Genomic DNA, 12,140 nt, shown 5'->3' with positions numbered 1-12,140 from the left:
TTTATGCATGATGTGATTTTTTTGAGCGACTTCTTAAATGAAAAATAAAAACAAAAATAAGCATCAAAAAAGTTATTTTTGGTTATAATTACAACAGTAAGTCAATTGAACTGTCGGAGGATTTATGGTCTCTATCTCTATGAGTGCTATTCTCTTAGCTACAATTGTTCTGTTTGCCTCACTTTCTGTCGTTGCATTAGGTGGTGGTTTAGCGTTAAAAACCATTCTAAATAACACCAAATACAGTGATAATTATGCTCTGAGTGCTTCTGTTAAAAAAACCTTTATCACATCGCTGATCATCGTATTGCTACTCATTTACTATTACCTTTCAACAACGGCTTAATTATTTATTGTTGGTTACTCAAAAAAACGCCACTGTATTTTATTAACAGTGGCGTTAGTGTAATGATTTATTATTGCGTTATTTTAAACTAAGAAAATGGTGGCTAAACCTAAGAATATAAAGAAACCACCAGTATCTGTAATGGCGGTTATCATCACACTAGAACCAATGGCGGGATCTTTACCTAATTTAATCATGGTCATCGGGATTAATACACCCATCATGGCGGCCATTAAGAGATTAAGCACCATTGCCATCGTCATAACTGCGCCCATAGCAAGGTCACCATAGAGGAAGAAGGTGACAATACCCATTATCCCTCCCCAAACAATACCGTTGATAAAGGCGACACCAAGCTCTCTTAAAATTAAGAATGAGAAGCTTCCAGTTTGAATTTGGTGTAGTGCTAAGGCACGTACAATCATTGTAATAGTTTGATTACCTGTGTTACCCCCAATACCAGCAACAATTGGCATTAGTGTGGCGAGGGCAACTAATTGTGAAATAGTATCTTCAAAGACACCGATAACACGGGAGGCAACGAAAGCAGTACATAAGTTGATAGCAAGCCAAGTCCAACGTGTTTTAACAGCTTGTCCAACTGGAGCGAAAACGTCTTCTTCTGGGCTCAAGCCCCCCATACGACGAATATTGGTATCGCTCTCTTCATGCATGTTATCAACAATATCTTCAACGGTTAATCGCCCCATAAGAAGGCCATTGCTATCAACCACAGCAGCTGAAATTAAGTCATAACGTTCGAACGCGCCCGCAGCATCTTCGCCTTTTTCTTCTGGCATAAAACTGACGGTATCTGTTTTCATCACATCTGAGACAAGTTTGTCAGGAGATTGCGTTAAAACAGTGGTTAATGGAAGTTCGCCCAAAAGATGATTTTTATTATCAATAACGAAAATTTTATCCGTTGCTTCAGGAATAGAGCCTCGTTGGCGCAGATAGCGTTGTACGGTTTTTAACGTTACATTGCCTCGCACAGTGACGAACTCAAAGTCCATCATTTGACCAACGCTGTCTTTTGGATATTGCAGGACTTCTCTTATCCTATTACGCAGGCTTGGTTCTAAATAGGTAAGAAGGCGACGCATTGTATCGCGGGGTAAGTGCTCTGCAATGTATGCTTGCTCATCCACATGTAATGTGGCGACCGATCGTAATAATTCACGGTCGGTCATATCTTTAATTAAACTGTCCCAAACGGCGACAGACGCTTCGACTAAAACAGCACCACGTTCATTATTATCAACCAAATGCCACAATGCGAGACGTTCGTCATAGGGAAGGGCTTCAAGAATATCTGCAATATCTGCCGCGTGTAGATCTTGTAGTAATTCTCGAACAGTGGTGATTTTTTCATGAAGTTCATGGTGGCTCAGCCTATCATTTTCACTTGCTTCCCCTAAAACGGTTTCAACAAAATGATCATCTTCAAGAAAGATACTCAAAATTTGCTGACGCAGGAGTGCCACTTTTTGTGAATACGGATTGATGGCAGCCGCAGTATCATTGTTGATAGCTGGTTGAGACATGTTATTCCTTTTTAATTCTTACGAGGGAGATAACCATTAACACTAATTATTCCATTTTAGGATGATTATCGGTTTTCTCCGTATAAAAAATATGAATCTTGAACAATATTGCGTTGATGATGTTCATATTATGGTCACAAATCAAACCTATGTTGTTATGTGATAGTTGTTGTATGATAGATGCAACAAAAGACGCATTGGCTAGCGTCTTTTTCTGTATAATATCATATTGTTAAGCAGATTCCTCTTTTATATCCAGTTTCCAACCAGGAACTGACTGCCAATGCTCTTGTTCTTTTTCTAAATCCAATTCCATCAATGTGTTATCAGAAAGATATTTTTTAGGAAAATAAAGAGTCCAGTGATTTTCATCAGTAACTAAACGCAAAGATGCTGGTTTTGTCGTTGATTGTCGCTGATTATTAAGTAAAGTTGCTAACCTCAGTATTTGTACAAGTGGGAAATACTGTTTCTTTTTATAAAGATTAAATTTAGGTAGTTCATCCAGCTTAATCCCTTTTCGGTGATAGCGAACTAAGGTTGTTAATAATAGCTGTTGTTCTTGATTAAAACCCGGCAAATCTGTATTTGAAAGAATATAGGCAGAATGGCGGTGCAATCCACTTAAATTAATGCTTAATCCGACTTCATGTAACATGACAGCCCATACTAAAATAGCTTCTAGATCAGGGCGAACGAGTTTAGGATTTTGTTGTGCCCATTGTTCGTAAAGGGATTGCATGGTTTCAAGCACGCGCTTTGCTTGCTCTCTATCAATATTATAGTGTTCGGCAAGGCTTTTTGCTGTACGTTGGCGAATATCTTGATGGCGAAATCTACCTTCCATTTCATAAAGCACACCTTCACGTAGCGCACCATCAGATAGATGTAGTGCTTTTAATCCTAAAGAATCAAAAATGCCACATAAAATCGCTAAACCCGGTACAAAAACATGTTTACGCTCATCGGATAATCCCGGCAATGAGATATCTTTAAATTTCTTAAAGCGTAACACTTGCTTTGTTAACATAAGTAGACGTTCGGGGGTGATAACACCGTCTTTTTCGCCAAACTCAACTAAGATCTCATGAGCTGCTTTAATTGTACCCGATGCGCCTAAAGCCACATCCCATCCGGTCATTTTATATTGCCATGCAATTTTTTCCATTTTACGTGCTGCTTTTTCTCGCGCTTTACGAAAAGCAGATTCGCTGATTTTTTGCTCAGGAAAAAATTGACGACTAAAACTAACACAACCCATGCGCTGGCTTTCAATTAAGATCGGCTCAAAATTTTCGCCAATAACCAATTCTGTTGAGCCACCACCAATATCAATAACGAGTTTTCTACCTTTTTCCGATTGTGTATGTTCAACGCCCATAAAGATAAGCCGGGCTTCTTCATGTCCAGAAATAATTTCGATAGGGTAAGGGATAACTTCTTTTGCTCGTTGGAGAAAGACTTTAGCGTTAGTCGCAACACGTAATGTATGTGTGCCAACGACGGTAACATTTTCGGCAGGAAAACCCTGTAACCTTTCAGCAAAAAGGGAAAGGGCGGAAAGTCCACGTAACATAGACTCTTCGCTTAATTCATTATTATCGTCAAGGCCATCAGCGAGATAAACACGCTGTTTTAAGCGACTTAATACTTGCAATGCGCCATTAACAATGCGCGCAATTATCATATGAAAACTATTAGAACCGAGGTCAATAGCTGCAATTTCTAAAGGGCGTGGTGAAGAGTCATCTTGTGATAAAGGCATAAAATTACGCTCGTTCCCCTGGTTGTTCTAACAATTTAATGTACTCATAGACAGCAAGCTGGGAACGAATTTTACGTTTATTTCCACGAGGAACATAGCTATTTGTTAAATCTTTATCAATAAAACGCGCTTTAACGGTGTCATTAAATTGAATATCTAATATATCAAGAACACGCTGTTTTAGTTGAGGATCAAGCAAAGCCACTGCAACTTCAATACGATAGTCAAGATTTCGCGTCATCCAGTCGGCAGAAGATAAGAAGATTTTTTCATCACCTTTATTAGTAAAGACATAAACACGATCATGTTCTAAAAAACGATCAACGATACTGGTGACTTGAATATTCTCACTAAATCCTGGCTGATTAGGGACTAAAGAGCACATACCTCGCACTAAAAGTCGGACTTTGACTCCCGCTTCTGATGCGTCATAAAGACGATTAACTAACTCTTCATCGACTAAATTATTCACTTTTAATGTAATACCTGCGGGATGCCCAGCTTGAGCACTGTGAATTTCATTAGTAATTAGTTGGTTTAAAAGAGTTCGTGAATTTTGAGGTGAAACCATCAAATGCTCAAAAGTAACAGGGCGATAAGGGTTTTCAATAAAGCTAAAAACGCGACGTACTTCATTGGTAATTTCAGTATTTGCAGTTAAGAGCGAATAGTCAGTATAAAGGCGCGCCGTTTTTTCGTTAAAATTCCCTGTACCAATATGGGCATAGCGAATAATTTCGCCATCTTCTAAGCGAGAAATAATAAATAATTTCGCATGAATTTTTAAACCTGGCGCAGAGAATATAACGTGAACACCCGCTTCTGTTAGGCGTTTTGCCCAATGAATATTGGCCGCTTCATCAAAACGAGCTTGTAATTCTACAACCACAGTGACTCGTTTACCGTTGTGTGCAGCATGGATCATGGAGTCTATAATTCGAGAGTCTTTTGCAACACGGTAAATATTGATTTTAATTGAAATAACGCTTGGGTCAAAAGAGGCTTGGCGCAACAATTCCAGCACATGTTCAAAAGTATGATAAGGATAATAAAGTAAGACATCTCGTTCCCTAATGGCATCAAAACCATTACGGAAATTATCGAACCAAATATGGCGTAAACGCGGAATAGGCTTATTTAATAGAAATTTGCTACCTTCATTTGGAAAGTTAATAAAGTCTTTAAAATTATGATAACGCCCTCCTGCAATAACGGAGTCGTTATTTGATAAACCTAATTTACTGCGCAGTAATGCCACCATCTCATCTGGCATATCACGTTGATAAACAAAACGCACAGGCTCTGCGGTAAGGCGTTGTTTTAAGGTTGAGGACATCATTTCAAGTAAACTTGATTCCATTTCTGTCGCAAGATCGTACTCCGCATCTCGCGTCATTTTCATAGAATAAGCATTCAATGAGTCATAATCAAAAAAACCTTTAAAAACTTCATCAAGGCAGTAACGTAAAATATTATCCAATAAAATCATGGACTTTTTCTTACTACGCCCTTGATCAGTTGGCAAAATAACAAAACGAGGAACTTTATCTGATGGAATTTCTAATAAGGCGTAATGAATAGTTTGCCCTTGTGCAATTTCAACGGCCAAATAGGTATAGTCATCTTTAAGAAATTCAACCAAATTGGTTTCAGGATTAATTAAAATAGGCGTAATGTGTTTTCTTAAGTTTTGACGAAAATATTGGCGTAACCAGATTTGTTGATTAGGTGATATTTGACGTTCATTGATTAAGAAGATTTGATTTCGTGCCATTTCAAGCAATAAATCGTTATATAAAGCATCAAATTCTTGGTCAGCCTTAGCCACTTTTGATTGAATTTTTTTGATAAGATGGCGAGCATGACTTGAAGCAGAGCGAGAGCCTCGCTCTTCATTAATTAAGATACGGCGTTTAACATCAGCAAAACGGACTTTATAGAACTCATCAAGATTATTTGAATAGATCCCCAGAAACCTGACTCTTTCAATTAACGGGTTTCGTTTGTCAGCCGCTTCTTGTAATACACGTTCATTAAACGCAAGCCAACTGATCTCTTTATCAATATAGAGTCGTTCCTGGGACATCTGAACTCCAACTAGGGTTAAAGTTAAATCTTAATATCTGAATAAATCAGACATGTTGCTTAATAGTCGCACCCGGTTTGACAAAATTTTCGGGTTTTGCTTCTTTGGCTTTTTGCTCAAAATAAGGTGCTTGGAATGTACACATTCTAATTGCAGAACGATAGGCACCGTTAACAAAAAACTCATCTATTAAATCACCTTCTTTTTTAAAGCCAAGCTTTTCATAAATATGAATCGCTTTAGCATTCTCTTTATCAACGATTAAATAGAGTTTGTATAAATTAAGTACAGAAAAAGCATAATCCATCGCTAATTTTGCTGCTCGTGCTGCATAGCCATGACCTTGATGTGCAGGTGCAATGATAATTTGGAATTCGGCACGACGATGAACATAATCAATTTCAACCAACTCGACAAGTCCCACTTTAGTGCCTTCACTTTCAGCAATAAAACGGCGTTCACTTTGGTCGTGAATATGTTTTTCATATAAGTCACTTAACTCAATAAAAGCCTCATAAGGCTCTTCAAACCAATAGCGCATAACACTGGCATTGTTATCAAGTTGATGGACAAAAGAGAGATCTTCTCGTTCGAGAGGACGTAATTTTATAGGTGGAACTTTCCTACCACCGGACATAAGCACCTCGGTGAATGCATTGAATAAAAAAGAGAAAAGGGTGACACAAAAAAAGTCACGCGGGCTACAGTGTAGCACAATGTGACTTTTTAGCTTAAGCGAAATAGTTAATCAAGGCTGCCGAACAACGCAATATCATCAAGGAAAGCTTGATTATTCTTCATAGTCAATCGGTCTTCAGCTAACCAGCTGATTGCTAATGGGTAGATACGATACTCTTCTATTTGTATTCTAGCTTGTAATGATTGTTCAGTGTCATCCGGCAAAACAGGAATACGTGCCTGAATAATCATTGGGCCACCATCAAGTTCTTCGGTAACAAAATGGACGGTAACACCATGAAAAGACTCTTTATTTGCTAAAACTTGGCGATGAGTATGCAACCTCGGATATTTAGGAAGCAAAGAAGGGTGAATATTTAATAATTTATGCTGATAATGAGTGACAAAACTAGGTGATAGAATATGCATAAAACCTGCTAAAACCACGATATCAGGCTGATAAACATCAATTTTTTCGATTAGCGCTTTATCGTAATCAGCTCTATCATTAAATTGGGATGGATCAATAAAATAGGCTGGAATATCAGCCTGTTTTGCACGTTCGAGGCCATAAGCATCCGCTTTATTGCTAAAGACAGCAACCACATTACCTGTGATTTTATTTGCCCTACAGGCGTCAATAATCGCCTGTAGGTTGCTGCCGTTTCCTGAAATAAGGACAACGATATTTTTCATTCACATGTTTTCATTAGTTAATAATGACTTGTGCTTCACCTGCGGCTTGTGGCGCAATTTCACCGATAAGCCATGCATTTTCACCACATTCTGCAAGGTGTGCTAATGTTTTTTCAACATCATCTGGATTAACCGCAATTAATAGTCCGACACCACAGTTAAAGGTGCGGTACATTTCATGTGTGCTAACTTGTCCCGCTTCTTGTAACCACTTGAAGACGATAGGCCATTCCCAACTGTGACTTTTGATACGAGCTTGCGTATTTTCAGGTAGTACGCGAGGAATATTCTCCCAGAAACCGCCACCTGTAATATGTGCAACTGCATGAATATCAACATTCTCAATTAATGACAGCAGTGATTTCACGTAAATACGTGTAGGCGCTAATAGGTGATCGGCAAGTGATTTTTCACCTAATGATGTGTTATCAGCTTGTGTATTGCTGACTTCAAGAATTTTTCTGACTAATGAATAACCATTAGAATGAGGGCCGCTGGATGCTAAAGCAATTAATGCATCACCTGTTTTAACTTTACTGCCATCAATAATCTCTGATTTTTCAACCACGCCGACACAAAAGCCTGCGATATCATAATCATTGCCATGATACATGCCGGGCATTTCTGCTGTTTCGCCACCTACTAATGCACAGCCTGATTGTTTACAGCCTTCAGCAATACCAGTTACAACCCGAGCTGCGGTATCGACATCTAATTTTCCTGTGGCATAGTAGTCAAGGAAGAAAAGGGGTTCGGCGCCTTGAACAATTAAATCGTTGACACACATTGCGACTAAATCAATACCGATGTCATCATGGCGATTTAAATCCATCGCAAGGCGGAGTTTTGTACCCACACCATCGGTGCCTGAAACTAAAATAGGTTCGCGGTATTTAGATGGAATTGCACATAGTGCACCAAAACCACCTAAACCCCCCATAACTTCAGGACGGCGAGTTTCTTTTACTACACCTTTGATACGATCGACTAAAGCATTACCTGCATCAATATCGACACCGGCATCTTTATAGCTGAGAGAGGATTTGTTAGTCACGTAGAGCCCTCACGGCAAGTTGCTGTTAAGAAAAAATGTGTGCGGACGCTATTCTAACAGGCAAAGCAAACGTTTGCGAGGATCTTCTTTCTAGGTCACAATTATTCATGTTGGTGTGGTTAAAAGCTGTGCGCTTGATCAATATCAATAGAAAAACGATGGAATGTTGGCAAAAAAGCGGTATAATCTCGCGATTTTTTTGTCAGGCTGCGTCGTACATTAGGAGAAATTATGAAGATCGTTGAGGTAAAACACCCACTCATTCAACATAAATTGGGGCTGATGCGAGATCATGATATAAGCACTAAGCGCTTTCGTGAACTGGCTTCAGAAGTTTCCAGTCTACTGACGTATGAAGCTACCGCCGATTTAGCAACAGAGACGGTAACAATTGAAGGTTGGTGTGGTCCGGTAGAGATAGAACAGATTAAAGGAAAAAAAATCACAGTAGTTCCTATCCTCCGTGCAGGTATCGGGATGATGGATGGAGTATTAGAAAATATTCCTAGTGCCCGAATCAGTGTAGTTGGCGTTTACCGCGATGAAGAAACCTTAAAACCCGTCCCTTACTTCCAGAAATTAGCATCCAATATTGAAGAGCGTATGGCTCTTGTTGTTGACCCTATGTTAGCAACAGGCGGCTCTATGATTGCCACAATTGATTTATTAAAAAATGCGGGCTGTACTTCAATTAAAGTATTAGTACTGGTTGCTGCTCCAGAAGGTATTAGGGCATTAGAAGAAGCTCATCCAGATGTGGAGTTATATACTGCATCGATTGATAGCCATCTTAATGAGCATGGGTACATCGTTCCAGGTCTTGGCGATGCTGGTGATAAGATATTTGGTACAAAATAATAATTAAGCCGACTTTGATAGTCGGCTTTTTTTTGGACCATTTATTTTTTCTATACTCTACATATTTAAGGAGCAGTTAGATGACTAGTGCGAGTGGGCCTAGACAGCAACATGGCGACTTAAAATAAGACGAGTATAAAGTTAAAAATACAAACCAATTTCACATTCATATTAAAGAGAGGTCGTAAGCATGACTCGTCGTGCAATCGGGGTAGAAGAGCGCCCACCATTATTACAAACAATTCCGTTGAGCCTTCAGCATCTGTTTGCAATGTTTGGCGCTACCGTACTTGTGCCAATATTATTTAAAGTTAATCCGGCAACAATATTGTTATTTAACGGGATCGGAACCCTGCTTTATCTCTTTATTTGTAAAGGACGCATTCCTGCTTATCTAGGTTCAAGTTTTGCGTTTATCTCACCAGTGCTTTTGTTGTTACCATTAGGGTATGAATTAGCGCTTGGGGGATTCATCGTTTGTGGCGTGTTATTTTGTCTTGTGGCAGGTATTGTAAAAATAGCAGGGCGAGGCTGGATTAATGTGATGTTTCCACCTGCGGCAATGGGCGCAATCGTTGCCGTTATTGGGTTAGAATTAGCAGGAACCGCGGCAGGAATGGCGGGTTTATTACCAAGTGCAGATGCACCAGTAGATAATCAAACATTGCTTATCTCTATGGTCACTTTAGGTGTCACTATTTTAGGTTCAGTGATGTTTAGAGGATTCCTTGCAATTATTCCTATTCTTATAGGGGTATTAGCAGGTTATGCGCTTTCTTTCTTCTTAGGGGCTGTTGATGTTACGCCTATTAAAGAAGCTAATTGGTTTGCATTACCGACATTCTATTCACCACGTTTTGAATGGAGTGCAATCTTCATTATTCTGCCTGCGGCATTAGTGGTTATTGCTGAACACGTTGGTCACCTTGTTGTTACAGCAAATATTGTGCAACGCGATTTAATGAAAAATCCAGGCTTACATCGTTCTATGTTCGCAAACGGTTTCTCTACCATAATTTCGGGTTTCTTTGGTTCAACGCCAAATACCACATATGGTGAAAATATTGGTGTTATGGCAATTACCAAAGTCTATAGCTCATGGGTTATTGGTGGCGCGGCAATATTTGCAATCTTATTATCCTGTGTAGGTAAATTAGCCGCCGCTATTGCTGCTGTTCCTGTTCCAGTGATGGGCGGAGTATCTTTATTGCTTTATGGTGTCATTGGTGCATCAGGTATTCGTGTCTTGTTAGATTCAAAAGTGGATTACAACAAACCGCAAAACTTGATATTAACTGCCATTATTCTGATTGTTGGTGTGAGTGGCGCTTCAATTCACATTGGTGCAGCTGAATTAAAAGGCATGGCTTTAGCAACAGTTGTGGGTATTGTTTTAAGCTTAATCTTTAAATTAGTCAGTGTTGTTCGACCTGAATCAGAATTTGTAGATAACACGATTGAATCAGTCAGTGGTACTGCAAATAAAAAATAAGTGATATGTTGAAGTTAACGAAAAAGGCGGATTATATCCGTCTTTTTTATTGCACCCTGTTTTTATGTTAAAATTAAAAACTAAGATATTTGATTTTTTGAGTGTTTAAAACTTAGAAAAGCATCAATAATTCAATCATGATGTTTATTTAAATAAAATAAATGAGACAATGGATGTCTGTTCTTATGCGAAATAGGCATTTAGTTACTGTTTAAGTGATATTCGTTTTAAGGTTGGGAAAGACTCAAAAAAGGTATAACGTAATTTATGGAAAAACTCATTGAAATTTATGATTTCATAACATCAAAGCAAATATTTACCACAATATTCTTAGTTGTTGTGTTGCTGGTGGTATGGTTTCTCGCCAAGATGATTTTCCGCCGAATTGCAAAGCGATTACTTTTTTTATTTACTGAACTTTCAGATGAAGAAACGATAGAAGACATTGCTAAAAAGAGTGCCTCTATAGTTGCAGTAACATTAGTTCTTTATATTAATCAGCTACTACCTTCTTTTTCTCATGAGATGAATGTTATCTTTGAGACGGTTGCTCGAGCTTTTATTATTATCAATATTGCCTCATTGCTTAATAATGCTCTCGATATTTTTAACATTAGGCATGCAAAAAAGGCGTGGCATCGGAACAATTCCATTAAAGGTTATATTGAAATTGCCAAAATCGTCGTTTGGATAATTTCTTTTATTTTGATCATTGCACTTTTTACTGAACAATCACCACTTATTATTATCTCAAGTTTTGGTGCCATTGCTGCGGTATTAATGTTTGTTTTTCAACATACTCTTATCTCATTTGTTGCCAATATTCTTATTTCTAACGGTAAAGTCTTAAAGCTTTATGATTGGATAGAACTTCCAAGTAGTAATATTAGTGGTGAGGTGATTGATATCGCATTACACACTATCACAGTCCGTAATTGGGATAATACGATTTCACGTATTCCAACCAAAGATTTTTTGACGGAAAAATACACTAACTGGCAACCGATGTTTTCATCTGGAGGACGTCGGATTAAACGTAGCTTTTATATTGACCAATCTTCGATTTCATTTGCAACGGAAGAATTGGTCCTTGAATTAAAAAATACAGTTCCTCTTCGTAAAAGCATAGAAGCTATGCTTGAAGGCAAAGAAGAAGAGATTGGCGATATTAATGTGTGGCTAGAAACAAAAGGGGTCACCAATTTACAGCTATTTAGAAAGTACATGCTAAATTGGATAAAAATGCGTGGTGATGTTAGGCCTGATATGTATTTAGTGATAAGAACAATGCCACCAACCCCCATGGGATTACCCGTAGAGTTATACTGTTTTACCAGAGCGACGACATGGGTAGAATATGAAGAAACACAATCTGAAATTTTTGAGTATATAAATGCATCAGCTAAATATTTTAAGCTTGATATTTATCAGCAACCTTCAGGTAATGATGTTGCGAAATTAAAATTCAGATAATAAAAACATTAATTAAACAAAGAATACTTTTTTTAATTTTATGCTAAATAATTTGAGGTATAGCTTGGCAACTCGTGTAAATAAACAAAGTCAATGATAGGGCAACTTGAAGCATGAGGAGTTCATAAAATAAGCTATCACGAAA

10 protein-coding genes are annotated in these 12,140 nt (G+C 38.2%); 4 read left to right on the top strand and 6 right to left on the bottom strand.

The genetic code is table 11. The features are described from left to right. Window positions 1-124 precede the first annotated feature (124 nt). Window positions 125-346, top strand: coding sequence for a hypothetical protein (locus tag ABN256_RS03345; protein ID WP_349439123.1), 222 nt, complete (start codon window positions 125-127; stop codon window positions 344-346). Window positions 347-429: 83 nt separating this feature from the next. Here ABN256_RS03345 and mgtE read toward each other — a convergent pair whose 3' ends face one another. The 6 genes from mgtE to purM all read right to left on the bottom strand — a co-directional run bounded on the left by mgtE (window position 430) and on the right by purM (window position 8,172). After that, window positions 430-1,893 (bottom strand): magnesium transporter, encoded by a 1,464-nt coding sequence (gene mgtE, locus ABN256_RS03340; protein WP_072068437.1) that lies wholly within the window; start codon window positions 1,891-1,893, stop codon window positions 430-432. 232 nt (window positions 1,894-2,125) lie between these two features. Beyond that, complete coding sequence (gene ppx / locus ABN256_RS03335) at window positions 2,126-3,658, bottom strand: exopolyphosphatase (RefSeq protein WP_349439122.1); 1,533 nt, start codon at window positions 3,656-3,658, stop codon at window positions 2,126-2,128. A 4-nt stretch (window positions 3,659-3,662) separates the two neighbouring features. Beyond that, the gene (gene ppk1, locus ABN256_RS03330; protein ID WP_072068435.1) at window positions 3,663-5,744 is read right to left on the bottom strand and encodes a polyphosphate kinase 1; all 2,082 of its coding nucleotides are present in this window, start codon (window positions 5,742-5,744) and stop codon (window positions 3,663-3,665) included. 46 nt (window positions 5,745-5,790) lie between these two features. After that, window positions 5,791-6,381 (bottom strand): spermidine N1-acetyltransferase, encoded by a 591-nt coding sequence (gene speG, locus ABN256_RS03325; RefSeq protein WP_072068434.1) that lies wholly within the window; start codon window positions 6,379-6,381, stop codon window positions 5,791-5,793. A 107-nt stretch (window positions 6,382-6,488) separates the two neighbouring features. Continuing rightward, entirely contained in the window at window positions 6,489-7,118 is a 630-nt protein-coding gene (gene purN / locus ABN256_RS03320; protein WP_349439120.1) for a phosphoribosylglycinamide formyltransferase, read from the bottom strand. A 13-nt stretch (window positions 7,119-7,131) separates the two neighbouring features. Continuing rightward, entirely contained in the window at window positions 7,132-8,172 is a 1,041-nt protein-coding gene (purM, locus tag ABN256_RS03315; protein WP_349439118.1) for a phosphoribosylformylglycinamidine cyclo-ligase, read from the bottom strand. Window positions 8,173-8,403: 231 nt separating this feature from the next. Between purM and upp the strand changes: the two genes are divergently transcribed. From upp to ABN256_RS03300, 3 genes are all read left to right on the top strand, one after another. Beyond that, window positions 8,404-9,030, top strand: coding sequence for a uracil phosphoribosyltransferase (gene upp / locus ABN256_RS03310; protein ID WP_196554060.1), 627 nt, complete (start codon window positions 8,404-8,406; stop codon window positions 9,028-9,030). Window positions 9,031-9,220: 190 nt separating this feature from the next. Next, window positions 9,221-10,522 carry a uracil permease gene (gene uraA, locus ABN256_RS03305; RefSeq protein ID WP_109407723.1) on the top strand — a complete coding sequence of 434 codons (1,302 nt, stop codon included), beginning with the start codon at window positions 9,221-9,223 and terminating at the stop codon, window positions 10,520-10,522. A 267-nt stretch (window positions 10,523-10,789) separates the two neighbouring features. Then, window positions 10,790-11,995, top strand: coding sequence for a mechanosensitive ion channel family protein (locus tag ABN256_RS03300; protein WP_072068429.1), 1,206 nt, complete (start codon window positions 10,790-10,792; stop codon window positions 11,993-11,995). Window positions 11,996-12,140: the final 145 nt, after the last annotated feature.

The organism is Proteus sp. fly-1008, assembly GCF_040140305.1.
In the GTDB taxonomy this organism is placed as follows: Bacteria; Pseudomonadota; Gammaproteobacteria; order Enterobacterales; family Enterobacteriaceae; genus Proteus; species Proteus vulgaris_B.
Note: the sequence above shows the minus strand (reverse complement) of the source record. Positions and strands in the feature narration are given on the sequence as shown.

Coding starts and splice junctions, on each gene's coding strand:
- ABN256_RS03345 (WP_349439123.1), top strand. CDS start 125: ATGGTCTCTATCTCTATGAGTGCTATTCTCTTAGCTACAATTGTTCTG.
- upp (WP_196554060.1), top strand. CDS start 8,404: ATGAAGATCGTTGAGGTAAAACACCCACTCATTCAACATAAATTGGGG.
- purN (WP_349439120.1), bottom strand. CDS start 7,118: ATGAAAAATATCGTTGTCCTTATTTCAGGAAACGGCAGCAACCTACAG.
- uraA (WP_109407723.1), top strand. CDS start 9,221: ATGACTCGTCGTGCAATCGGGGTAGAAGAGCGCCCACCATTATTACAA.
- speG (WP_072068434.1), bottom strand. CDS start 6,381: ATGTCCGGTGGTAGGAAAGTTCCACCTATAAAATTACGTCCTCTCGAA.
- ABN256_RS03300 (WP_072068429.1), top strand. CDS start 10,790: ATGGAAAAACTCATTGAAATTTATGATTTCATAACATCAAAGCAAATA.
- ppx (WP_349439122.1), bottom strand. CDS start 3,658: ATGCCTTTATCACAAGATGACTCTTCACCACGCCCTTTAGAAATTGCA.
- mgtE (WP_072068437.1), bottom strand. CDS start 1,893: ATGTCTCAACCAGCTATCAACAATGATACTGCGGCTGCCATCAATCCG.
- ppk1 (WP_072068435.1), bottom strand. CDS start 5,744: ATGTCCCAGGAACGACTCTATATTGATAAAGAGATCAGTTGGCTTGCG.